The organism is Pseudomonas caspiana (genome assembly GCF_040224095.2).
Lineage (GTDB): Bacteria > Pseudomonadota > Gammaproteobacteria > Pseudomonadales > Pseudomonadaceae > Aquipseudomonas > Aquipseudomonas caspiana.
This window is the reverse complement of sequence record NZ_CP167995.1, coordinates 2,795,971-2,820,529: the sequence shown is the minus strand read 5'-3', so window position 1 is coordinate 2,820,529 and position 24,559 is coordinate 2,795,971. Positions and strand designations below refer to the sequence as shown.

Genomic DNA, 24,559 nt, shown 5'->3' with positions numbered 1-24,559 from the left:
GAGAACAAAAAATGAAAACCGTCGCACAACTGCTCAAACTCAAGGCTTCGCACAATCAACAAGTGCACACCATCTCTCCCCATCAGATGGTGCTCGACGCACTTAGACTCATGGCCGAAAAAAACATCGGTGCATTGCCCGTAGTGGACAACGGCAAGCTGGTCGGCGTAGTCAGCGAACGCGACTACGCACGCAAGATGGTCCTCCAGGGCCGCTCCTCGGTGGGCACACCAGTAAGCGCGATCATGAGCAACAAAGTGATTACGGTCGATTCCGCGCAGAGCGTTGAAACCTGCATGGGCATCATGACCGACAGCCATCTGCGCCATCTGCCGGTAGTAGAGGACGGCAAGTTATTGGGCCTGCTGTCTATCGGCGACCTGGTCAAAGAAGCCATTGCCGAGCAGGCCAGCTTGATTGAACAGCTGGAGCAGTACATTCGCGGGGATTGATGCCATCGCGCAATCTCACGGCGAATAACGACCCTGTAGGAGCGCACGAGCACAGCGAGGCCGCGATAGCGTTCTGCCTGCCACACCGCCATCGCAGCCTCGCGGTACTCGTGTGCCCCTACAAATCCCTGGTGTGATTGCCGAGGTCTACACCAGCTTGAAATGGCTGCGTAACGCCGCGATGTGCTCTGGCCCGATACCGCAGCAACCGCCGATAACCGTTGCGCCCTTCTCTACCCATGTACTCGCCCACTGGGCATAAGAGTCAGGCCCCAGATCTTCGCGAATCTCGTGCAGGGTATCGTTGGCGCCCTCTTCTTCCACTTCCATCACCGGAAACGCGTTGGCATACACGCCCAACTCGATCTGCGCCGATGCCGCATCAATCACGTCAAGTGCCGCGACCAGTGCGGCAGCCATGACTTCCGGCTGGCTGCAGTTGAACAGCACGGCACGCGCACCGAGTTCAATGGCAACCGCTGTCGCTTCGGCGACCGTCTCACCGGAGCGCAAACGAGGACCATGGTCTTCACCGTCTTCCAGGGTAAACGATAGCCACAATGGCTTCTCATCCTCACCCAACGCTTCACGTACCGCGCGCACTTCAGCGATCGAGCTTTGAGTTTCAGCCAGCCACACATCGACGCTGGCCTTCAGCCCTTGAATCAAGATGCGATGAATAGCGACAGACTGATCGTGATCAAACAGATCCGGACGATAGGAGCCCAACGCAGGCGGCAACGAACCGGCCACCAGAACTGGCTGAGAAGCCTCTGCCGCGGCCTGCCGTGCAAGCTGACCTGCCAGTTCGGATAACGCCGCAGCGGACGCAGCGAAACGCTCTTCACCCAGGTGAAACGGCACCAGCGCATAACTGTTGGTGGTGATGATCCGTGCTCCGGCGTTGATAAAGGCCTGGTGCGCCTTGAGGACAAATTCCGGGGCTTCGATCAGCGCCAGAGCCGACCATTCAGGCTGACGAAACGGAGCACCAATGCGCATGAGTTCCCGGCCCATTCCACCGTCCAGCAGGCGTAGAGGAACAGACTTTTCGATTGTGGATTCGGTTGCGGACATGGGGAACTCCTGAAAACTGGACGCCCGCTGCGGAAAGCAGCGACTAGATGAATTGATGAGCAGCAGCGATTGATAAAACCCAAAAACTTCGACTTATAACCAAAGCGCAGGCATTTAGATCAATTAATAATTAAGGACATTTTTAATATCGCGTTTAAATATATACCAATTATTTGTGTTCGATCTATTCGGTGATGTGATGAATCTACGTGCTGTTTTGCCTTTGAGCCTTGCTCTGCTGTCCGTCTGCTCTACCGCCATGGCCGGTGCGACGCTGGATAAAATCAATAAAAAAGGCGAAATGGTCGGCGTGATGATGGAGAACTACCCACCGTTTTCCTTCCTTAATGATCAAAACCAGCTGGACGGATTCGACGTCGACGTAGCGAAAGCAGTCGCCGACAAGCTGGGCGTGAAACTGCAACTGGCCACTCCGTCCTGGGACGTCATTGCCGCGGGCCACTGGGGCAACCGCTACGATGTGTGCATCTGTTCCATGACACCGAGCCAGGCCCGCGCTCAAGTGTTCAACTTCCCGGTCGAGTACTACCAGTCGCCAGCGGTCATCGTGGTCAACGCCAAGAATGATGCGATCAAGTCAGCCAAAGACCTTTCGGGCAAGAAAGTTGGCGTCATCAGCGCTTCGACCTACGAGGCCTACCTGAACAAGGATCTGGTGATTGAGGGCGCGGAAGACAAGCCGATCAGCTATCCATTCGACGCCGTTCAGGCTGCACCGTACGACAACGAAACCGTGGCCTTCCAGGACCTGGCACTGGGCGCAGGTGTTCGTCTCGACGCCATGATCACTAACCTGATCACTGCGCGCGAGCGAATCAATCAGGACCCGCGCTTCAAGATCGCTGGCGAGACGCTCTACGCGGAACCCAATGTAGTCGCAACCGAAAAAGGCGATGCGGAATGGGATGCCAAGCTGGTCAAAGTCATCGGCGAGCTCAAGGCCGACGGTACGCTGGGCAAGATCTCCCAGAAATGGATCGGCTCTGATATCACCCAATGAGCCAGCATCAACCTGCCCCGCCTGACCTGAACGCCGGATCTTCGCGCCTGCTGCGAGTTTTCGGCTTTAAAACGCGCCTGTACCTGACCTGGATGGTGATGCTCGGTCTGTGCATCGCGTTTTTCATGAGCTTCGACCTGAAGTTCTCGATTATCGCGGCGAAATGGGAATATCTGGTCGGGCTGCATCTGGCGCCCAACGGCTTTCTGCAAGGCGCTGCACTGACGCTTTTCCTGTGCTTCTGCTCGATATGGCTGTCGCTGATACTGGGCTTTGCGACGGCGCTGGCGCGCTTGTCCAACAGTGCGGTCGCGTTTGGCATCGCCAGTTTCTATGCGTCGTTCTTTCGTGGCACGCCCCTGCTGATTCAGATTCTGTTGATCTACCTCGGCCTGCCGCAACTGGGCGTGGTGCCGGGCGCGATCAGCGCAGGCATCATCGCCCTGTCTTTGAACTACGGCGCTTACCTGAGCGAGATCTTTCGGGCGGGTATCATCGGTGTTTCACCCGGGCAACGCGAAGCCGCTGCTGCGCTGGGCATGCGTCCTACCGTGGTGTTCTGGCAAATCACTTTGCCGCAAGCCATGCGCACGATCATTCCGCCGACCACCAGCCAATTCATTTCCATGCTCAAGGATTCGTCCCTGATCTCGGTGATGGGTGTCTGGGAGGTCATGTTCCTCGCGCAGTCTTATGGTAGGTCGTCCTACCGCTATATCGAAATGCTGACCACTGCGGCGCTGATCTATTGGCTGCTGTCCATTGGGCTGGAGTTGATTCAGGCTCGTCTGGAGCGGCATTACGGCAAAGCTTATAAAAACCAGCGCTGACCTGATCACGGTCCCGTTCAGTCAGCTCAGGTGCGGGTGGACCGATGCGATGGGCGCAGCTAACCTGTCGCCCTTGCTCCCCCGCCTGTAGAGACTGAAATGACGATCAACCTGGACACCGTATTCGAACGCCACGGCACCGACAGCAAAAAGTGGAGCCTGTATCCCGCCGACGTGCTGCCAATGTGGGTAGCGGACATGGATTTCCCGGTGGCCGAACCGATTATTCAGGCGCTGCAGAAACGACTGGAACATCCGCTGCTCGGGTACGGCGTTGCGCAGGACAACCTGCGCCAGACGGTCGTCGATTACCTCTGGCAGCGTTATGCCTGGCGTGTTCAGCCTGAAGAGCTGGTGTTCCTGCCCGGTGTCGAGCCGGGCTTCAACATGGCGCTCAACGCACTGGTCCCGGCCAATTCCGGCGTTGTTTTGCAGACGCCTAATTACTCGCCACTCTCTCAAGCGCCGAATCACTGGCAGCAGCCGCGTATCGAATTGCCCTTCAAGGCCGACGCCAATGGCGAGTACCACACAGACATTGCTGCGCTAAACAGCAAACTGGCCAGCGCCGGCGCCCTGTTGCTGAGTAACCCGCATAACCCGCTGGGCAAAGTATTCAGTGGCGAAGAGCTGCATCTGATTGGCGAAGCCTGCGTGCAGCATGACGTGCTGATCATTTCTGATGACATTCACGCCGATATCCTTTTCGACGGCCGTCGGCATGTGCCCATCGCCTCTCTCAGCCCGCAGATTGCACAGCGCACTGTCACCCTGATGTCGGCGAGCAAGGCCTATAACATCGCCGGACTGAAAACCGCTTTCGCAGTGATTCAGGACCCATCTCTGCGCAAGCGCTTCAATGCCGGTCGGTTGGGTCTGGTCGACAGCGTCAATGTGCTTGGTCTTGAGGCCACGCGCGCGGCTTACAGCGAATGCGGAGAATGGCTGAAAGACGTCAATGCGTATCTGCAGGCCAACCGTGATTATCTGGCCCAGGCCGTGAAAACCCGCCTGCCGGGAGTGATCATGCACCTGCCGCAAAGCACCTATCTCGCCTGGCTTGATTGCTCCGCCCTGGGCCTGGACGATCCCCAGAAATTTTTCCTCGAACACGCCAAAGTCGGCCTCAGCGCCGGAGCGGAGTTTGGTGATGATTGCCAACAGTTCGTACGGCTGAACTTCGGTTGCCCAAGGGTACTTCTGGAGGAAGGGTTGGCGCGGATGGAACGCAGTCTGCGCGATCGTTGAATAAGCACATTACCCTGTAGGAGCTCACGAGCAGCGCGAGGCAGCGATCGCGTCTTTCCTGACACACCGCTATCGCTGCCTCGCACTGCCCGTGAGCGCCTACAGGTTTGTGTTTTCGATGAACACAAAAAAGCCCGGCTAGCCGGGCTGTTCCTGCTCGGACCTCGCGATCAATAGCGCTGATACTGCGAGCCGAATTCTTTGCGGTTTTCTGCAACCACTACTTTCTTGTCCAGATTCACTTCAGCGCGGTCGAAGGTTTTGTTACCGGTACCGGCAACACGAACTTCCGGGGTAGCGACGCTGGAGCGATCTGCAACCTGAGTGGACGCAGCGACGGTCTGGATTGGCGAAGTACTGGCGAAAGCGCCGGTAGCAGTCAGGACCGAAAGGGCAAAGCTCAAAGCGATAGTGCGTTTCATGATGTGGCTCCAATAGTTGTTTCGAAGTGATGGGGCCAATCTAAATTCACTGGCGTCTTATGAAAAACCACCCTTACAGATACTGATTATCAGCCCCGATGATGCTGGAGCGCGAGGTGTCTGGCTCGAGCTTGCCCAGCAACAGCAGGGCTTTCATCACGTGATGGTCACTGCGGCTTGCGCAACAGAACACGGGTGACACGTCGCTCTTCGACGCCCACAACGGTCATATCCCAACCTTCCCAGTCCAGCTTGTCGCCAATCCTCGGCAAGCGATCCAGCAGGCTCATCACCAGGCCGGCAAGTGTCTGGTAGTCCTCGGTCGCATGGGCCTGAAAACCGACCCGTTCACGTACCTGGCTCAGGTTGAGGCCACCAGAGACGATAAAACCGTCCTCCTCAGCCACGACGTCCGGACCTTCAATTTCACTGGCATCGGGTAACTCACCCGCGATGGATTCCAGAATGTCGGTCATGGTCAACAGGCCGATGAAGTCGCCGAATTCGTTGATCACGAACGCGATGTGTGTCGACTCTTTGCGCATCTGCTCCAGAGCATTAAGGATCGTGAAGCTTTCCAGCAAATTGATCGCTTTACGGGCCATGAACTCCAGGTTCGGCTCATTGCCAGCCAGCAGATCCTTGAGCAACTCCTTCTTGTGCACGAAACCTAATGGCTCATCCACACGACCTTCACGAATCAACGGCAAACGTGAATAGGACGAATGCATCAGCTTGGTTCGCACCGTTTCCGGATCATCCGCCAGGTCGATCAGGTCCACCTCGGCCCGCGGTGTCATGGCCGAACGAATCGGACGCTCAGCCAATTGCAGCACACCGCTGATCATCACTCGCTCACGACGGTGGAACACCGCCTCGGTCTGCTCACCCTCGAGCAAATCGGCAATTTCTTCGCCTACTTCATCGGCATCCAGCTTGCGCCCACCCAACAGGCGCAGCACCGCGTGTGCTGTGCGCTCACGCATAGGCCGTGCACCATGCAACGACTTCTTGCGTCGCTTGCGGGCGATCTGGTTGAACAGCTCAATCAGGATCGAGAAGCCAATCGCCGCATACAGATAGCCTTTCGGGATATGGAAGCCCAGGCCTTCGGCAGTCAGGCTGAAACCGATCATCATCAGGAAGCCCAGACACAGCATGATCACGGTCGGGTGCGAATTGACGAACTTTGTCAGCGGTTTGCTGGCGATGATCATCAGGCCGATGGAGAAAATCACGGCAATCATCATCACAGACAGGTGCTCAACCATGCCCACGGCTGTAATCACCGCGTCCAGGGAGAACACGGCGTCCAGCACCACGATCTGCGCAACGATTGGCCAGAATCGGGCGTACGTGCTGTTGCTGGTGCGTTCGGCGACGTGACCTTCGAGTCGCTCATGCAATTCCATGGTGGCCTTGAACAACAGGAACACACCACCGAACAGCATGATCAAGTCGCGCCCCGAGAAGCTGTGATCGAAAAGCTCGAACAGCGGCGCGGTCAGGGTCACCATCCAGGAAATACTGGCCAGCAGACCCAGGCGCATGATCAACGCCAGCGACAGACCAATGACCCGCGCCTTGTCGCGCTGCTCGGGTGGCAGCTTGTCAGCGAGGATCGCGATGAACACCAGGTTATCGATGCCCAGCACCAGTTCCAGAACGATCAGAGTGAGCAGGCCAAGCCAGGCCGTGGGATCAGCTATCCATTCCATAGAACTATTGAATCTCTCGCAGACGGGATTTGACGGACGTTAGTGAGCCTGCCGGACGTAAATATACGTCGGCCGCAAAGGACACACGAGACGGATTATCGAAGGGGGTATTCAGACGAGCAGATCCGCGAGGGGAAGCGGGATCGGCACTGAAGTTAAAAGCGAAGCAGTTAGAAGCAAAGCAACCGGGAGGTTCCTGAACGGTGTTCATACAATCCTGAGATTTATTACGGGCTGTGATCCTACAACGGAAAAGTCACTTTCCCACTCACGAAAAGTATTACAAAGCTTGACATCGTTCTGCCCTCGCCCGTCTTCACATCTGAAATTGCTTTGAACTTCCAGAGCCACCGCGTGCCCCTTCTATAGGTGCCGGGCATACCGCCGGGCGATTCTGGAGGCTTATCTCATGCCAGATGCACAGGGCAAAATCCGTTACGCAGTGGTTGCCGGAGGCTGGATTTCTCAAGGGGCGTTCATGCCGGGCGTCGATCAGACTGATAATTCGGTGATGACTGCACTGGTGACTGGCGACCCGATCAAAGCTGACAAGCTGGCCGAGTTGTACGACCTGAAAAGTTATCACTACGACGAATTCGACACGCTGCTTAAGTCAGGGGAAATCGACGCTATCTATCTGGCGACCCCTAACTTCCGCCACCGGGAGTTTGCCGTACCTGCACTGGAAGCTGGCATTCATGTGTTGCTGGAAAAACCCATGGCAACCAGCGAAGAAGATTGCATTGCAATCACCGAGGCCGCCAAACGCTCGGGCGCCAAACTGATGATTGCGTACCGGCTGCATTTCGAGCCGGGCACTGTGGAGATGATCGGCCGCGTCCGCGCAGGCGAAATCGGCGATCCACGGTTGTTTACAGCGACCTTTGCGCAAACAACAGATCCGAAAAATCACCGCATGCAGAACGGCTATTGGGCAGGACCTGCGGCGGACATGGGGCCGTATCCGATCAATGCGGTCCGCAACCTGTTCGATGCCGAGCCGCTGGAAGTTCATGCCGTGGCTATTCATACGCCGGGGCGCGAAATCAATACGCCGGATACCGTCAGCGTGACCCTGCGCTTTCCGGAAGAACGACTGGCGCAATTCACCGTCAGCTACAGCCTGCCGGGCACCCAGCGCTATCAATTGATAGGCACCAAGGGCGAGTTTGAAGCATCGCCATGCTTCGGTTTTGGTGAAGGCGTCGCGATCAGTTACCGGGCAATCATCGGTGACGAAACCACAGAACATGAACATCCTGTGGTGGACCAGTTCGGCGGCCAGACCCAGTACTTCTCAGACTGCATCCTGCAGGACCGCGAGCCAGAACCCGATGGCGACGAAGGCTGGCGCGATGTGCGGGTACTGGCGGCGATCGAACGCAGCCTGGAAACCGGCCAAGTGCAAAAACTTGAGCCACTGCCAGATCGGCCAGGAATCAGCATTGAACAGGCCCGTCGGTTACCGCTGGCCAAAGTGCCGGAATACATCAATACCGATGAGCCTAATGAGTAAGAGTACTCGGAGCCCCGTCGAAACAGGATTTGATTTCGGCAACTGATGTGGGACCGGCTTCAGCCGGGAAGAGGCCATTACATTCAGCACATCTACATTGTCTGAACGGCAGCCTTCCCGGCTAAAGCCGGTCCCACGTCGGCAACCATGTCGCCTTCCTCATCCAGGTCCCGTTCTAAAGTTTCCATGTAACCGGCCGCTACAAAGTAGATACAAATCCAATCAAGCCAGCATGGAAGCGCTATGACCTCTGTCTCGTTAGTCACTGCCAGCACGCCGCTCATCACTACTCCAGCCACGACCACCGTACCGGTGGGCGCCAACAGTGCGCCTCTGACACTCGCCAGTTCACCCGCCTCCGTGGTTATGCTTGGCCAGGATGTAAAAATCACCGATGCGACCACGTACTCCAATCGGGGTGGTCTGTACAACGCAGAACCAGTGCTGACCCTGGAGCAAAATGTTAGCGACCCGCTGACCGTTGCGATGACACACAACCTGTCGACGAGATCCAATGCGGCACGCTTTCAGGGCTTGGGCGCGGCGCTGCTGGAGCAACTTGCAAAAAACGACTCCACTACTTTTTCCCAGTCCATCATCAGGTCAGCCGCTGGCGACGTGAAAGATGCTTCGGCGCTGAAGTCAGCTCAGACGCAACTGCACGGTAATGCGCAGAACACCATTACCCTGACCCTGAAAACCACCAGTGGCGCAACTATCACCCTGAACTTGAGCAGCGACGATGATGGTCTTGCTGTCAAAGCCGACGTCACAGGCGGCAAGCTCACCGACGGTGAGCGCGAGGCCCTCGCCTCGTTGGCCGATTCGTTTCAGGGCGCGATTGATGGACTTACCGCCAAAACGCCGCGCCTGAACCTCGGCAGTCTCGCCGAGCTTGACCCAAGTCTGTTCTCATCGATTGACCTCAGTGCAAGCCTGAAAGTTGGCCAGGATCAAGTTCAGACCCTGAGTTTCAAAGCTGATGAGAAGACCAAGTCAGTAGACATGAGCGGCCCAGCGGGCAATGTCCAACTGAGCGTCAATAACAACGCGGCGATACTGGGTAATGCACAACAGCAAGCCAAGGCCGTCCAGAGCTACCTTGAGCAATTTGACGCGGCGCAAAGCCGGGGCGAAGGCGATAAAGATCTGATGGCGTTGTTCAAGGATGCGTTTTCATCGCTGCAGAGCGGTACCAAGAGCCTGAGCGGCACCGCCAGTTCCAGCCTGAATAATGTTGATCGCTCAATGTTGACCGGGCTTGCAGACTTCAGCGCATCGCTGACGCAAACCGCCCAGTACATCAACCCGATGCGCCCCGCCGAAGCCGACAAGTTCTCTTATAACGCATCGCAAACTACCGAAATCAAAGGTGCCAGCAACGATAAGCGATCAATCGAGCAGAAACAGACATCCAGCCTCGACGCGTCGTATCACAAAAGCATTTATCCAGGCACGGCATTGGCCCTGGATTCGAACGCCGAGTCGCAAAACTACAGCTTCTATCAGATCAAGGACCAGGCCGACAGCACAACGCGCATTGGCTATGACAAAGGTGTGCTGGTAGAGGCCCGTTCAACTCAGAACGTCAAACAGTCTACAAATGTGCTCAGGTACGAGATGGGTAAACTGGTCGATACCATTAACACCCCGAAAGAGATCTCCACGTCTCGCAACTTGCTGGGGATTATTGACGATGCCCTGCGCAACGACCGAAGCTCGCGGGCTATGACAGGCAAGTCGACGCTTGAGGACGATCTGCTGGCCATTCACGCCAAGGTACTGCTGCAATCCGATACGTCGTCGGTTAGTCGCTGACGCAGGCTTGATTCAGCGGAAAAGCCGCCTGGCAGCCGACACAAGCGTGGCGGCTGTAAGGCGCTCTACCACCTGACGCCAGTTCCACAAGAGATTTGCAGCATCAACTTTTAGCAGACCATTCAAGCGTCGCGAAACAGATCGTGGGCGTCCAGCAACCGGTAGGCGATTTCCGGGTTCTTTTCCAGGCCCCGCCTTATCGCCGCCGGGATCGATTGCCGGGTTTTGCGACACAGCCCCGGCAACTCGTCGATGCTAATCGCGATACCACGCATGCTGCGTACCTCATTAGAACCCGGCATGACCTCTAGCCGAATCCCCAACTGCTCGTACAACTTGCGCTGCATATGCTCAAGGTCGGCCAGACTCTGCAAATTCTCCAGACGCTCCAGCAAGCGTTTCTCTTCCTGGCGGGTCAACGCCAGAATCCGCTGCTCATGCGCCTGCAACAGTTCACGCCCGCAGTTGCAGGCGCCGGGTGGACACGGCTGACGGATAGGGAATGAGGCAGTCATGGGCGCAGCATACCGAGGCTTGTCCTGAATTTGCCATCACGTCTGGACCAATCGACGAGTTTTTCAGGATCGACTATTTTCAAACTCCTTGCTGAGCAAGGCTCGGAACGCGGGGAGCACCGGATTTTCGTTATCGCTGCGGGAAATCATGTGCAGATCAGCATTCAGACTTGCATCACACAACGGACGAAATGCCACCGCACCGCTGTGCAGTTGTTGAGCCGAGGCCGGAACAATCGACAACCCCAACCCCGCCTGAACCATGCTGACAATGGTATGGGTCTGGCCAAGATGATAGGTGTAGTGCGGCGTGACACCGCTCATGGCGAACAGGCCGACAATGCAGTCATAGAAGTAACGGCCTTCATCCGGCGCATACATCACAAAAGGCTGATGATGCAGATCAGCCAGGGCAATCGACGGCTGCGCGGTCAGCGGATGTCCCGAGGGCAACACCACTAACAGCGGCTCGCGGTAAACCAGCTGCGCATCGAACACCTCTCGATCCCTGACCTGGCGCACCAGACCGATGTCGATCAGGTTCGCCGACAGCGCATCCAGTTGCGCATCGGAGACCATCTCCTTGAGCACAAACTCGACTTCAGGCATTTCAATCGCCGCTTTGGCCAGTAACTGCGGCACCAGGCTGTAGGCACTCACTCCGGTAAATCCAAGCGTCAACCTGCCCACTTCCCCCGAAGCCAGACGCCGCGCCGAATTACCGGCCTGCTCGGAGAACGAAAGAATGTGCCTCGCATCCCGCAGGAAGCCGCGACCCGCTGCCGTGAGTCGTACGCCGCGGTTGTTGCGTTCAAGCAGCACGATGCCCAATGAGCGTTCCAGCAACTGGATCTGGCGGCTCAACGGCGGCTGCGTCATATGCAGCCGCGTTGCAGCTCTGCCGAAGTGAAGTTCTTCGGCAGCGGCGACAAAACATCGCAACTGATGTAGTTCCACGATTCAAAATCCGCATCAACCTATCCAGCATCTATGTTAGACGTATATCCACCAACGCTCCTACTATCGGGGAAAGATTTCGTCATATCTTCTAACAAAAATAAAACGTCCCTACAGGAGACGCCCCATGCTTTCAAAATCCATTCCACTGGACCAGGTCGAGGCGCAAGCCCGGGTTGGCCGCCATCGCTTCCTGATTCTTGCCTTGATCTTCATCGTTACCGTGATCAACTACGCCGACCGCGCCACCATGTCGATCGCGGGCACCGGGGTGGTCAAGGACCTGGGCCTGGATCCGATGATGCTCGGCGTGATCTTCTCCGCGTTTGCCTGGGCTTACGCGCTGGGTCAGGTACCCGGCGGCTGGTTGCTGGACCGCTTCGGTGCGCGGCGAGTCTATGGTTGCAGCCTGGTGCTGTGGTCGATCTTCACCATGTTGCAAGGTACCGTCGGCTGGTTCGGTCTGATGGGCGCTTCGGCAGCCATCAGTCTGTTTGCCATGCGGTTCATGCTCGGGCTTGTTGAATCACCTGCGTTCCCGGCCAACAACCGCATCGTTTCCTGCTGGTTTCCCACCAGCGAACGTGGCACGGCCTCGGCGTTGTTCAACTCCGCGCAGTACATGGCGGTGGTGCTGTTCACTCCGCTAATGGCCTGGCTGACCCATGCCTGGGGCTGGGAACATGTATTCTTGTGGATGGGCGGCCTGGGTCTTGCGCTCAGCGTGATCTGGTTTGCTTTCTACCGCGAACCCCACAGTGATAAGAACCTCAGCTCTCGTGAGCTGGAATATATGCGCGAAGGCGGCGCACTGGTGGACCTGGAGCTGACCCGCACGACGAAAAAACCCAAGGCCAGGCTCAGCGAAATCAAGCAGCTGTTCACCAGCCGTACCTTGTGGTCGATCTACCTGGGTCAGTATTGCATCACCGCCCTCACCTACTTCTTCATTACCTGGTTCCCGATCTACCTGATCAAGGGACGCGGCATGACCATCATGGAAGCCGGCTGGGTTGCGGCGCTGCCTGCCATCTGCGGTTTCTCCGGCGGTGTATTGGGCGGCATGCTCTCAGACCTGCTGATTCGCCGTGGAGTGCACCCCTCCATTGCCCGCAAAACCCCTTTCATCATCGGCATGGCAATGTCGACGATATTGGTTTCGGCCAACTTTCTGGACGCCAACTGGATGGTGATCACGGTCATGGCCATCGCCTTCTTCGGTAAAGGTCTGGCGGCGGTCGGCTGGGCAGTGCTGTCTGATACCGCACCGAAGAACATGGTTGGCCTCAGCGGCGGCGTATTCAACGGCATCGGCAATATTGCCGGGATCATCACCCCGCTGGTGATTGGCTACATCGTCGCAGTGACCGGCTCGTTCAACATCGCGCTGTGGTTCGTCGCGGCCCATGGCGTGCTGGGCATTCTGTCCTATGGCTTGCTGGCCGGACGATTTGAGCGGGTGGTGATTGAGGAAAAGGCTGCTGGTTGAGATCACCCAAGTTGAAATGCGACTGCTTGTGGGAGCAGAGCTTGCTCTGCTCCCACAAGCATCACATTCCAGATTAATCTCCCAGCGCCTCTTCAAGAAACGCCACCAACGCCTGCAAACGCGCTGTACGGTTTTTCCGGGAGCGCATCAGCAGGCTGATGGGCGCGCTGTCGAATTCCCAATCAGGCAAAACTCTGATCAACGCCCCGCTGGCCAATGCATCCTTGATGTCCCATTGGGAACGCAACACCAGCCCCAGGTCATGCTCCGCCCAACGCCGTGCGACGCTGCCGTCATTGCTGAGCATTGCCGGTTCGATGCGCAGAGTACGCCGTACCGAATGCTTGCGTAGCTGCCAGAGGGTCACGTCCTCTTCGTTTTCGCGAATGCAAATACACCGGTGATGCAACAGATCCTCGGGCGATTCAGGCATTCCGTGTTGCTCAAGATACGCCGGGCTGGCACACAGCCAACGCTCGTTGTGGGCCAACGTGCGCGCCACCCACGAGCTGTCGCTGACGCTACCGATATGGATCACCGCGTCGCAGTCGTGACGGTCAGGCCAAGGCGTTTCACGCAAATCCAGATGCACCCGCACCTGTGGATGCATCCGGGCAAAGCGGGCCAGTAACGGCGCGATGCGCAACCGGCCATAACCGAACGGCGCTGCCAGTCTCAGCGTGCCATTCAATCGATCATCGGACTGTTTGAAGTCCTCCGGCAGTGCTTCCAGTTGCTCCAGCAACAACGCGCTTTGCCGGGCGAAGCGCTCACCCTCGGCGGTCAGGCTCAACCGTCGGGCAGTTCGGTTCGCGAGGCTGATTCCCAGCAACCCTTCCAGCTTGCGCAGACGCATGGAGAGCGCCGGGGGCGAGACATTCAGGCTTCTGGCCGCCGCACTGAGAGATTCAGAACGAGCCAGTGTCACGGCCAGACGCAAGTCTTCGATGGCGATCATTCAATTTCACTTAATGATAAATGCCACTGCATTGAAGCACAGACTTACGTTAACGACGTAGATTGGCGGCACGTACTGCCAACAAGAGCCAAGACCATGCCAACCCTTCAGACTCTGGACACTCCCGCCGCGATCATCGACATCCCCCGTATGCACCGCAACATCCAGCGTATGCAACAACGGATGGACACGCTGGGCGTTCGCTTGCGCCCCCATGTGAAAACCAGCAAATGCCTCGCTGTCATCGACGCTCAACGTGCAGCTGGCGCACAAGGCATCACGGTTTCTACGTTGAAAGAAGCCGGTCATTGTTTCGCCCATGGCATCGACGAGATTCTTTACGGCGTGGCCATGGCACCGGGCAAACTGCAGCAGGCATTTGAGCTGCGAGTGAAAGGCTGTCGTTTGAGCATCGTGACTGACAGTCTGGTCGGCGCCGAGGCCATCGTCAGCTTTGGCAGAGAACATGGACATCGCTTCGAGGTCTGGATCGAAATCGACAGCGATGGTCATCGCTCCGGGTTGAAAGTCGACGACCCGACGTTGCTGCACGTCGCGCGAACGCTTCATGAAGGCGGCATGCAACTGCTCGGGGTCATGACCCACGCCGGTTCAAGTTACGAGCTGGACAGTCCCCAAGCGCTACAGGCCATGGCCGAACAGGAACGTCGGGCCTGCGTGCTGGCAGCTGAAAAAATCCGCGCCCACGGGCTGCCCTGCCCTGAAGTCAGCATCGGTTCGACGCCCACTGCGCTGTCAGCCACCAGCCTTGAAGGCGTGACGGAAGTACGTGCGGGGGTTTATGTATTTTTTGATCTGGTGATGCTCAACGTCGGCATTTGCCAGCCAGAAGAACTGGCCCTTAGCGTGCTGACTACGGTCATTGGTCATCAGGAAGAAAAAGGCTGGATCATTACCGACGCGGGCTGGATGGCGATGAGTCGGGATCGGGGTACCCAGAAACAGAAACGCGACTTCGGTTATGGACAGGTCTGCAGCGAAAGCGGCGAATGGATTCAGGGTGCAATGTTTGAAGCGGCCAATCAGGAGCACGGAATCGTCAGTACTCGCGAAGCGGATATCACCGTGCGCTATCCGATCGGCAGCCGCCTGCGCATTCTTCCTAACCATGCGTGCGCGACAGGCGCGCAGTTTCCGGAATATCAGGCGGTTGATGCCGAAGGTCGAGTGCAGGTTTGGGGGCGGTTGTATGGGTGGTGATATGTGTTTGGCCTTCGCTGGATGTACACAATTTTCTTGTGTACATATCCGTTTTTGCGTCCATGGCTGATATTGGTTGAGCTTTTACAGCGCGTCACTTTTGATGGATCCGGAAGCCGGCCCAGACAAAAGTACCAAAACGCTCTTACCCCACCACTCGGCAGGCGCCTCAGATCAAAATCAAAAGCGCGGCGGCCTGAGAGCCGACCTGACTATGTGAACTTACCGACTTTCTGTAGGAGCTGCCGAAGGCTGCGAAGCGGTGTGTCAGATCAAGAATGCGTTGGTCGTTGGGACGTCTCGCGAACAAGTTCGCTCCTACCAGTCCGAGGTGCTACAGCCGTTTTCGCTCTGCTTTTGATTTTGATCTGAGGCGCCCCGTTAAACCACGTCGGCCGGAATTCGATGTTGCTGTGTGGGGCAAATCGGCACGGATGCCGGTTTAGCCGCCTCAGGCCATGGATGGCCGGTGGCGGCGGCCCCACGCAGCAATGTCGGATTACGGGCATGCCGAGCGACAGCGAGGTGCCAAGTGGTGGGGTAAAGGCCTTTTGGTTACTTTTGGGCCCCAAAAGTGACGCGCTGTAAAAGCGCAACCAATATCAGCCCCGACTGCGGTAACGGATATGTACACAGCTAAACGACCCAGCCAACCCTACCCCACTTTACGGCCCTGCACCGGATAACCCGGATCGGTATAACCATGGGTCGACGTATGCCCCGGCACCACAAGGCTGTCCACCAGTTTCTCATCGTCCGGACCCAGCTCCAGACTCAGCGCCTCCAGATACGTGTCCCAATGCGCCTCGGTTCGGGGGCCGGCAATGGCGGCGCTGATCAGCTTGTTCTTCAAGACCCAGGCCAAAGCGAAAGCAATCGAAGTCGTACCACGCTCAGCCGCATGTCTGGCAATCGTCTGGGCAATTTTCAGCGACTCGGGACGCCATTCGGTCTGCTGCAAACGCTTGTCACCACGCCCGGCGCGGGAATCTGCCGGAACCTGTGCATCGACCCCGTACTTGCCGCTCAACACACCGCGCGCCAACGGACTATAGGACACAACACCCAAGCCATATTGCTCGGCGGCAGGTAATTGCTCCACCTCCGCACTACGGTCGACGATGTTATACAGCGGCTCACTCGCCACCGGCCGTTCGATGCCCAATTGATCAGCGATACGGACCATCTCCGCAATGCGCCAGCCATGAAAATTGGAAACGCCGTAGTAGCGGATCTTGCCCTGACGAATCAGGTCACCGATTGCCCGAACGCCCTCTTCCATCGGTGCATCGGTCAGCGCGCGGTGGAAATACAGCACATCGATGTAATCAGTACCCAACCGCTTCAGGCTGGCTTCAACCGACTGCATGATCCATTTGCGCGACTGGCCCTGCTCGTTGGGCCCTTGAGTTCTGGGCGTCGGGTAACCGAACTTGGTCGCTAAGACCCAGCTGTCACGCTGCTGAGCAATAGCGCGACCGACCACTTCTTCGGATCGCCCGGCGTGATAGGCATCGGCCGTATCCAGGAAGTTGATGCCTTGCTCGAATGCCTTGTCGATGATGCGTCTGGACGTCTGCTCATCTGTTTCACCGCCAAACATCATTGCGCCCAGGCACAGAGGCGACACTTTCAGAGCGCTGCGGCCAAGATATCGGTAGTCCATAAAGTCCTCTGGAGATTGGCTGAAATACGAATTCAGCCCATCGTAGAGAACCGGAGATTATTGAGTAAGGCCGTAAAGCGAGATGCAGTTATGAAACAGATTCATGTGTTCAAACGCAAGGCGTCCACCACGATCGCCAACGCCCGGGAAGATTGACGACGACTGGCGTAATACAGATGCAGGCCCGGAAAAGTCGGAAACCACTCCTCCAGCACCCAGTTCAAACGGCTCGCATCGACGTGCGGTTGCGCCAGATCTTCCGGGATATACGCCAGACCACCGCCATCCAGAGCGGCCTGAAGCATCTGATACACCCCGTTGAACGTCAGTTGCCCGTCCACTCGAATCTGCAGCTCGGTGTTGCCGTTCGCCAGTTCCCAGGCATAACACCCTCCATGAGTCGGCAAACGCAGATTGATGCAGTTGTGCTGATGCAGGTCATCGGGCTTGAGCGGCATGCCGCGGGTTTCCAGATAGGACGGCGCGCCCACGATGCACATCCGCATGTCCGGCGCGATGCGTACCGCGATCATGTCCTTGGCAACCTGATCACCAAGCCTCAAGCCGATGTCATAACGCTGAGCGACGATGTCCGTCAGGCCATAATCCGTAACAATCTCGACTTTGAGTTCGGGATACTCCGGCAAAACCTTAGCCAGCCTCGGCCACAGAACAGTATTGGCACTGTGATCGGTGGCAGTGATACGGATAGTGCCCCGCGGCTTGTCTCGCATACCGACCACTTCGGCCAGATCAGCATCGATCTCTTCAAAGCGCGGCGCCAGGCTCTCGAACAAACGCTCGCCAGCTTCGGTAGGTGCCACGCTACGAGTCGTACGGGTCAGCAACCGTACTCCGAGACGGTTTTCCAGCGAGCGGATGGTATGACTCAAAGCGGATTGGGAAACCCCGAGCTGGGCGGCCGCACGGGTGAAACTTCGTTCCCGGGCCACGGCGATGAATGCCAGCAAATCGTTGTAGCTGTCCCGCGCCATTCATGAGCCCTCGTCATTTAAAGGCTGGATTAAACCAGCTAGCGCTTAATTCTCTATCCTTTTTGTTTGCAAGATGTATCGAAGCAACCAGAGTCCAAAGCCCTTTAGCACGCCGGATATAAAGGATTGAAGGGTATTGATGAGCTCAGCTCAGGTCTGTATTGCGATCTGTGCGCATAGTCCTGTGAAGCCTGGCCCACTACCTTCACAACTCTCGCAAACCCTTCGCACATTAGCGCATTGATTCATGAGCAGAACGCATAACTGTTAGCGGGCAGAAAACGCAAACTTTCCAGGAAGGTGGAGAGTCGTAACCTTGACCTGTACGAAACGTGACCTGCCTGAAACCGGCCAGCCGTACCAGGCCCAAAGGCGCAAAGACGCCCGGCGCAAGCGAACTTACTGACAAGGCATCGATACAGATGCCGCTGCCCAGCACCGCTGAATTCGCAGCCACCCCATAAGAGTGGGAACAAGACAATGGACGACCGTGACCTGATGAAAATAACCAGACGCAAATTCCTGATCGTGGGCGCAGTAACAGCCACTACGGCCGTGCTCCCTCCATTCATTTCCGCCTTGGCATCGGCGGCCAACCAGATGGCTCGCCCTGTGCGCGCACCGGTCTCACTTGAAGTGAATGGCGTGGCCCGGCAGTTGGACCTGGACACCCGCACCACGTTGCTCGACGCCCTGCGCGAACACTTGCAACTGACCGGCACTAAAAAAGGCTGCGACCACGGCCAATGCGGTGCCTGCACAGTAATCGTCAACGGCAAACGCGTTAACTCATGCCTGACCCTCGCGGTCATGCAGCAAGGCTCGAAGGTCACCACCGTCGAAGGTTTGGGTACGCCAGACAAACTGCACGCCATGCAGGCCGCATTCATCAAGCACGATGGCTTCCAGTGCGGCTATTGCACACCGGGGCAAATCTGCTCCGCCGTTGCCGTGCTCGATGAAATTCGCCAGGGTATCCCCAGCCACGTCAGCCAGAGCCTGACCGATCGTCCGCAACTGATTGCCAGTGAGTTCCAGGAACGCATGAGCGGCAATATCTGTCGCTGCGGTGCGTACTCCAACATCATTGCCGCCATCAGCGAAGTCGCGGAGGTAAGCGCATGAGACCTTTCACTTATGTACGGGCGCAGTCGCCCGCCGAAGCAGCAGCACAGGCTGCCCAGACCGAAGGTGCCAAGTTCATCGCAGGCGGCACCAATCTGCTGGACTTGATGAAGCTGGAGATTGAAACCCCGCTGCACCTGATCGACGTCAATGACCTCGCGCTGGATCGTATCGAAGCCACGCCCGAAGGCGGCCTGCGAATTGGCGCACTGGTTCGCAACACTGACCTCGCCGCCGACGCCCGTGTGCGCAAGGATTACGGCCTATTGTCCAGAGCATTGCTGGCGGGGGCTTCGGGGCAACTGCGCAACGCCGCGACCACCGCTGGCAATTTGCTGCAGCGCACACGGTGCCCGTACTTCTACGACACCAATCAGGCTTGCAATAAACGCCATCCGGGCAGTGGTTGTGCAGCGATTGGCGGCGTCACGCGGCAACTGGGAATTATCGGCGTAAGCAGCGCCTGCATTGCCACCCATCCAAGCGACATGGCCATCGCCATGCGGGTTCTGGATGCACAGGTGGAAACTGTTCGCCCGGACGGTACAACCCGGGCCATTCCCATTGCTGACTTTCACCGTTTGCCCGGCAATACGCCCAACATCGAAACATCGTTGGCAGCCAATGAGTTGATCACCGCCGTTACCCTTCCAGCGCCGATTGGCGGCACGCACATCTACCAGAAAGTTCGTGACCGGGCGTCCTACGCATTTGCGCTGATTTCAGTTGCGGCAGTTGTTCAAAGCAACGGCAAAGGTCGTGTAGCGCTGGGCGGTGTTGCGCATAAGCCATGGCGCGTTGAGGACGCTGAATCGCTGATGCCCGACGGTGCCAAGGCGGTCATGAGCAAGCTACTGGCCGGTGCCACGCCGACCCACGAGAATGAATTCAAAGTCACCCTCGCCGAGCGCACGCTGGCTTCGGTCATGGCGCAAGCGAGGGCTACCTCATGAAATTTGATACTCCGGCCAGCACCAACCCCATCGACCAGCTCAAAGTTGTCGGCAAAGCCACACCGCGCATCGACGGCAAACTGAAAACCACCGGCCAGGCGCATTACGCCTACGAGCATCACGATGCCGTGCCGAATCAGGCTTATGGCTATGTGGTCACTTCAGCCATTGCCAAGGGCCGTATCGGCTCAATGAATCTGGAGGCTGCCAACGCCGCGCCGGGCGTCATCGGGATCGTCACCGCAGCCAGCGCGGGCAAGCTTGGCAAAGGTAAATACAACACCGCGACGCTGCTCGGCGGTCCGGAAATCCAGCATTACCATCAGGCGATTGCGCTGGTGGTGGCTGAATCCTTCGAACAGGCGCGCACCGCTGCGCAACTGGTGCAGGTGGAGTACCTGCGCAGCAACGGCGAATACGATCTGGGCCGCGATCTGAATGCAGCGGTAAAGCCCGAGGGTGAAGCGCCAGACACTGCGCGCGGCGACTTTGCGGGTGCGTTCAGTTCGGCTGCGGTGCAATTCGATGCGACCTACACCACTCCGGATCAGTCCCATGCAGCCATGGAACCGCATACCTCCATGGCGACCTGGGAAGGCGAAAAACTGATCCTCTGGACGTCCAACCAGATGATTGCCTGGAGCGTCGGTGACATCGCGACCACGCTAGGTATGGCCAAGGAAAATGTGCGGCTGGTCTCGCCCTACATAGGGGGTGGTTTTGGCGGCAAACTGTTCATTCGCTCAGACGCCATTCTCGCGGCATTGGGCTCTCGACAGTGCGGCCGGCCGGTGAAAGTTGCGCTGGCCCGCCCGCAGATCATCAATAACACCACGCACCGCCCGGCGACCATTCAACGCATCCGTATCGGCGCTGGTCAGGACGGCAAGATCACCGCGATTGCCCACGAAGGCTGGTCCGGTGATCTCGCGGGCGGTGGTGTGGAAAACGCCGTGCAGCCTACCCAGTTTCTGTATGCCGGTGAAAACCGCATGACCGCCATGCGCCTTGCCACGCTGGACCTGCCGGAAGGCAACGCCATGCGCGCGCCGGGTGAAACACCGGGGTTAATGGCCCTGGAAATTGCCATGGACGAGATGGCGGAGAAGCTCAACCTGGACCCGATTGAGTTCAGGGTCCTGAACGATACTCAGGTCGACCCTAACAACCCGCAGCGACCCTTCTCACAACGCAACCTGATCCAGTGCCTGCAAACCGGTGCCGAGCGTTTTGGCTGGAGCAAGCGCAACCCGCGTCCCGGTATGCAGCGCGAAGGCAACTGGCTGATCGGTATGGGCGTTGGCTGCGCTTACCGCAATAACATTCTGCTCAAGTCCGGCGCTCGGGTGCGTCTGGGCAGCAACGGTAAGGTCACGGTGGAAACCGATATGACCGATATCGGCACCGGCAGCTACACGATCATCGCCCAGACAGCGGCAGAAATGATGGGCGTCACACTGGATGACGTGGTGGTCCGCTTGGGCGACTCGGACTTCCCGGTGTCGGCGGGCTCCGGCGGCCAGTTCGGTGCCAACTGCTCGACTGCCGGTGTTTATGCGGCTTGCGTGAAGTTACGTGAAGCTGTCATCAAGCGCCTGGGTTACACCGCAAACGATGCCGTGTTTGCGGACGGTCAGGTGCAGTTTGCAGGACGCAGCGTTCCGCTGGGCCAGGCTGCGCGTAATGGAGAGCTGGTGGCCGAGGACTCCATCGAGTTTGCCGAGCTGGCCAAGAAGTACCAGCAATCAACCTTCGGCGCGCATTTCGTCGAAGTCGCCGTCAACATGGCAACAGGCGAAACCCGCGTACGACGCATGCTGGCCGTTTGCGCAGCAGGCCGCATCCTCAACCCGACATCGGCCCGCAGCCAGGTGATCGGCGCGATGACCATGGGTGTCGGTGCAGCGCTGATGGAAGAGCTGGCCGTGGACAAACGACTGGGCTTTTTCGTCAATCACGACCTGGCGGGTTACGAAGTCCCGGTACACGCCGACATTCCCGAGCAGGAAGTGATTTTCCTCGACGAAACTGACCCGGTTTCATCGCCCATGAAAGCCAAGGGCGTCGGCGAACTGGGCCTGTGCGGCGTGAGCGCGGCGATTGCCAATGCGATCTACAACGCCACGGGCGCAAGGGTTCGGGAATATCCCATCACGCTGGATAAAGTCCTCAAGTCATTGCCGGAAATGATCTGAGCGCAACGCGCCTGAGGATCACCGAACAATAACGGCTGCTGGCAGACCCAGCGTTTTGCTGCGTCTGCCACCCCTCCTGTTTCTACGCGACTGTGCCCTGCGCAAGGAGCAACGATTTTGAAATTCGACAGCCCCGCCCTTTCCAACCCCATCGATCAACTCAAGGTGATTGGCCAGCCGGTAGACCGCATTGAAGGCACTTTGAAGACAACCGGCACCGCCCGCTATGCCTATGAAAATCACGATGTAGTCGCCAATCAGGCCTATGGCTTTATCGTGGGCGCAGGTATCGGTAAAGGCCGCATCGAGTCCATCGACACCCGGCAGGCGCTGGCGGCGCCGGGTGTGTTAGGCGTTATCACCGCGCAAAACGCCGGGCAAACGGGCAAAGGCGCTTTCTACGTCGCCAAGGCACTCGGCGGTCCTGATATTGATCACTACCACCAGGCTGTCGCCATTGTGGTTGCCGAGACGTTCGAGCAGGCACGTACCGCTGCGCAAATGCTGAACATCGAATATGTGCGCAGCAATGGTCGATTTGACCTCGACGCCGCGCGGCCGGACGCGAAAGCGCCCAAGGCTGCGCCTGATACCTCAGTCGGTGATTTCGAAGGGGCTTTTCGAGATGCGTCGGTGACGCTTGATCAGACCTACACCACGCCCGATCAGTCCCACGCAATGATGGAGCCCCACGCGACCATCGCCGCGTGGAACGGCGACAAGCTGACCTTATGGTGCTCGGTCCAGCTAGTGAGTTGGGCCAAGCGTGACATTGCGCAAACCCTCGGCATCGCCAAGGACAATGTGCACATCATGACGCCCTATATCGGCGGCGGTTTCGGTGGCAAAGGCTCGGTGCTGGCCGACGCGGTACTTGCATCGCTGGCGGCCCGACAACTTGGCCGACCAGTAAAAGTCGCGCTCACCCGGCCCATGATGTTCAACAACACCACCCACCGCCCCGCGACCATCCAGCGCATCCGCATTGGCGCTCAGCGTGACGGCACGATCAGCGCCATTGGCCACGAAAGCTGGTCTGGCAACCTACCCGGCGGCACCCACGAAAAAGCGGCCAACCAGACGCAATTGCTGTACGCCGGGGCCAACCGCATGACCCGCACCCGTCTGGCGGTGCTGGACCTGCCGGAAGGCAATGCGATGCGCGCACCGGGCGAAGCGTCGGGCATGATGGCGCTGGAAATTGCCATGGATGAAATGGCTCAAAAACTCAATATCGACCCGGTCAAGTTCCGCATTATCAACGACACCCAGGTCAATCCCGGGGATTCGACGCGAATTTTTTCCACCCGGCAGCTCATCAAGTGCCTGGAAACCGGTGCCCGGCATTTTGGCTGGGAGCAACGCTCTGCAACGCCCGGCGCGCGCCGGGACGGACGCTGGCTGGTAGGCATGGGAATGGCAGCCGCCATACGCGGCAATCCGGTAAGCAAATCCGGCGCTCGCGTGCGACTGGGCGGTGATGGCGTCGTGACGGTTGAAACCGACATGACCGATATCGGCACCGGCAGCTACACAATCATTGCCCAGACCGCCGCCGAGATGCTGGGCCTGCCCATGGATAAAGTCGTGGTCCGACTTGGAGATTCTACGTTTCCTGAGTCGGCGGGGTCAGGCGGTCAATGGGGCGGCAACTCATCCACCTCGGGCGTCTACGCCGCTTGCGTCAAACTCAGAGAAACAGTCGCCGCCAGATTCGGCTTTGATCCTGGGCACACCCAATTCGTCGATGGACAAGTGATTTCGGCAGGCAAGACTCACCCGCTGGCCCATGCCGCTCAAGACGGTGAAGTAGTGGCTGAGGACAGCATTGAATTCGGTCCATTTCGCCAACAGCAGGAGCAGCAGACCTTTGGCGCGCACTTCGTTGAAGTACGAGTCGACGCCGCTACCGGTGAAATGCGCATCACGCGGATGTTGGCGGTCTGCGCAGCAGGACGAATCCTCAACCCGAAAACCGCACGCAGTCAGGTAATTGGAGCGATGACCATGGGCGCCGGTGCCGCCTTGATGGAAGAGTTGATCGTCGACAAACGACTGGGCTTTTTCGTCAATCATGACCTGGCGGGCTATGAAGTACCGGTGCACGCTGACATCCCGCACCAAGAAGTGATCTTTCTGCCTGACGACGACCCGCGCTCTTCACCCATGAAGGCCAAGGGCGTTGGCGAACTAGGGATTTCCGGGGTTGCAGCGGCCATTGCCAATGCGATCTACAACGCAACGGGGGCAAGGGTTCGGGAGTATCCGATTACCCTGGACAAAGTCCTGAAATCGTTGCCTGAAATGATTTAAGCGAACAGACGCACGTTTCTCTGTAGCAACTGCCGCAGGCTGCGAAAGCACCGCCCTGACACAGCGCCAT

20 protein-coding genes are annotated in these 24,559 nt (G+C 57.8%); 12 read left to right on the top strand and 8 right to left on the bottom strand.

The window, feature by feature from the left end:
- The first annotated feature begins 11 nt into the window (after positions 1–11).
- Positions 12–452: a CBS domain-containing protein gene (locus tag ABRP31_RS12930; protein WP_349971965.1), complete on the top strand. Its 441-nt coding sequence runs from the start codon at positions 12–14 to the stop codon at positions 450–452.
- A 147-nt stretch (positions 453–599) separates the two neighbouring features.
- Here ABRP31_RS12930 and ABRP31_RS12925 read toward each other — a convergent pair whose 3' ends face one another.
- On the bottom strand, positions 600–1,529 hold the full coding sequence (locus ABRP31_RS12925) for a homocysteine S-methyltransferase family protein (RefSeq protein ID WP_349971964.1): 930 nt from the start codon (positions 1,527–1,529) through the stop codon (positions 600–602).
- Between the two features lie 199 nt (positions 1,530–1,728).
- Here ABRP31_RS12925 and ABRP31_RS12920 point away from each other — a divergent pair, with 199 nt between their 5' ends.
- From ABRP31_RS12920 to ABRP31_RS12910, 3 genes are all read left to right on the top strand, one after another.
- On the top strand, positions 1,729–2,550 hold the full coding sequence (locus ABRP31_RS12920; RefSeq protein ID WP_372489396.1) for a transporter substrate-binding domain-containing protein: 822 nt from the start codon (positions 1,729–1,731) through the stop codon (positions 2,548–2,550).
- Entirely contained in the window at positions 2,547–3,380 is an 834-nt protein-coding gene (locus ABRP31_RS12915) for an amino acid ABC transporter permease (protein WP_349971963.1), read from the top strand. Before ABRP31_RS12920 ends, ABRP31_RS12915 begins: the two co-directional genes overlap by 4 nt.
- 99 nt (positions 3,381–3,479) lie before the next feature.
- Complete coding sequence (locus ABRP31_RS12910) at positions 3,480–4,628, top strand: MalY/PatB family protein (protein WP_349971962.1); 1,149 nt, start codon at positions 3,480–3,482, stop codon at positions 4,626–4,628.
- A gap of 170 nt (positions 4,629–4,798) precedes the next feature.
- On the opposite strand, the gene ABRP31_RS12905 is transcribed toward ABRP31_RS12910, so the two are convergent.
- Together ABRP31_RS12905 and ABRP31_RS12900 are read right to left on the bottom strand one after the other, a co-directional pair.
- Positions 4,799–5,050: a hypothetical protein gene (locus tag ABRP31_RS12905; RefSeq protein ID WP_349971961.1), complete on the bottom strand. Its 252-nt coding sequence runs from the start codon at positions 5,048–5,050 to the stop codon at positions 4,799–4,801.
- Between the two features lie 167 nt (positions 5,051–5,217).
- Complete coding sequence (locus ABRP31_RS12900; RefSeq protein WP_349971960.1) at positions 5,218–6,768, bottom strand: TerC family protein; 1,551 nt, start codon at positions 6,766–6,768, stop codon at positions 5,218–5,220.
- 409 nt (positions 6,769–7,177) lie between these two features.
- Here ABRP31_RS12900 and ABRP31_RS12895 point away from each other — a divergent pair, with 409 nt between their 5' ends.
- Both ABRP31_RS12895 and ABRP31_RS12890 read left to right on the top strand, forming a co-directional pair.
- Positions 7,178–8,284, top strand: a complete 1,107-nt coding sequence (locus ABRP31_RS12895) for a Gfo/Idh/MocA family protein (protein WP_087272259.1) — start codon at positions 7,178–7,180, stop codon at positions 8,282–8,284.
- Positions 8,285–8,527: 243 nt separating this feature from the next.
- Positions 8,528–10,102 carry a lactate dehydrogenase gene (locus ABRP31_RS12890; RefSeq protein ID WP_349971959.1) on the top strand — a complete coding sequence of 525 codons (1,575 nt, stop codon included), beginning with the start codon at positions 8,528–8,530 and terminating at the stop codon, positions 10,100–10,102.
- Between the two features lie 122 nt (positions 10,103–10,224).
- On the opposite strand, the gene ABRP31_RS12885 is transcribed toward ABRP31_RS12890, so the two are convergent.
- Positions 10,225–10,617, bottom strand: coding sequence for a hypothetical protein (locus ABRP31_RS12885; protein WP_349971958.1), 393 nt, complete (start codon positions 10,615–10,617; stop codon positions 10,225–10,227).
- Between the two features lie 63 nt (positions 10,618–10,680).
- Positions 10,681–11,574 carry a LysR family transcriptional regulator gene (locus tag ABRP31_RS12880; protein ID WP_349971957.1) on the bottom strand — a complete coding sequence of 298 codons (894 nt, stop codon included), beginning with the start codon at positions 11,572–11,574 and terminating at the stop codon, positions 10,681–10,683.
- 127 nt (positions 11,575–11,701) lie between these two features.
- On the opposite strand from ABRP31_RS12880, the gene ABRP31_RS12875 reads away from it, so the two are divergent.
- Positions 11,702–13,063 carry an MFS transporter gene (locus tag ABRP31_RS12875; RefSeq protein WP_349971956.1) on the top strand — a complete coding sequence of 454 codons (1,362 nt, stop codon included), beginning with the start codon at positions 11,702–11,704 and terminating at the stop codon, positions 13,061–13,063.
- Positions 13,064–13,136: 73 nt separating this feature from the next.
- Here ABRP31_RS12875 and ABRP31_RS12870 read toward each other — a convergent pair whose 3' ends face one another.
- Entirely contained in the window at positions 13,137–14,021 is an 885-nt protein-coding gene (locus tag ABRP31_RS12870; protein ID WP_349971955.1) for a LysR family transcriptional regulator, read from the bottom strand.
- A gap of 96 nt (positions 14,022–14,117) precedes the next feature.
- On the opposite strand from ABRP31_RS12870, the gene ABRP31_RS12865 reads away from it, so the two are divergent.
- A complete protein-coding gene (locus ABRP31_RS12865) occupies positions 14,118–15,242 on the top strand; it encodes a DSD1 family PLP-dependent enzyme (protein ID WP_349971954.1) in 1,125 nt (374 codons plus the stop codon).
- Between the two features lie 655 nt (positions 15,243–15,897).
- Here ABRP31_RS12865 and ABRP31_RS12860 read toward each other — a convergent pair.
- Complete coding sequence (locus ABRP31_RS12860) at positions 15,898–16,908, bottom strand: aldo/keto reductase (RefSeq protein WP_349971953.1); 1,011 nt, start codon at positions 16,906–16,908, stop codon at positions 15,898–15,900.
- A 101-nt stretch (positions 16,909–17,009) separates the two neighbouring features.
- Positions 17,010–17,903 (bottom strand): LysR family transcriptional regulator, encoded by an 894-nt coding sequence (locus tag ABRP31_RS12855; protein WP_349971951.1) that lies wholly within the window; start codon positions 17,901–17,903, stop codon positions 17,010–17,012.
- A 498-nt stretch (positions 17,904–18,401) separates the two neighbouring features.
- Here ABRP31_RS12855 and paoA point away from each other — a divergent pair, with 498 nt between their 5' ends.
- From paoA to paoC (ABRP31_RS12835), 4 genes are all read left to right on the top strand, one after another.
- The gene (gene paoA, locus ABRP31_RS12850; protein WP_238599616.1) at positions 18,402–19,028 is read left to right on the top strand and encodes an aldehyde dehydrogenase iron-sulfur subunit PaoA; all 627 of its coding nucleotides are present in this window, start codon (positions 18,402–18,404) and stop codon (positions 19,026–19,028) included.
- The gene (locus tag ABRP31_RS12845; RefSeq protein WP_349971950.1) at positions 19,025–19,981 is read left to right on the top strand and encodes a xanthine dehydrogenase family protein subunit M; all 957 of its coding nucleotides are present in this window, start codon (positions 19,025–19,027) and stop codon (positions 19,979–19,981) included. The genes paoA and ABRP31_RS12845 overlap by 4 nt, the downstream gene beginning before the upstream one ends.
- Positions 19,978–22,176: an aldehyde oxidoreductase molybdenum-binding subunit PaoC gene (gene paoC, locus ABRP31_RS12840; RefSeq protein WP_349971949.1), complete on the top strand. Its 2,199-nt coding sequence runs from the start codon at positions 19,978–19,980 to the stop codon at positions 22,174–22,176. The genes ABRP31_RS12845 and paoC (ABRP31_RS12840) overlap by 4 nt, the downstream gene beginning before the upstream one ends.
- A gap of 117 nt (positions 22,177–22,293) precedes the next feature.
- A complete protein-coding gene (gene paoC, locus ABRP31_RS12835; protein WP_349971948.1) occupies positions 22,294–24,489 on the top strand; it encodes an aldehyde oxidoreductase molybdenum-binding subunit PaoC in 2,196 nt (731 codons plus the stop codon).
- Positions 24,490–24,559: the final 70 nt, after the last annotated feature.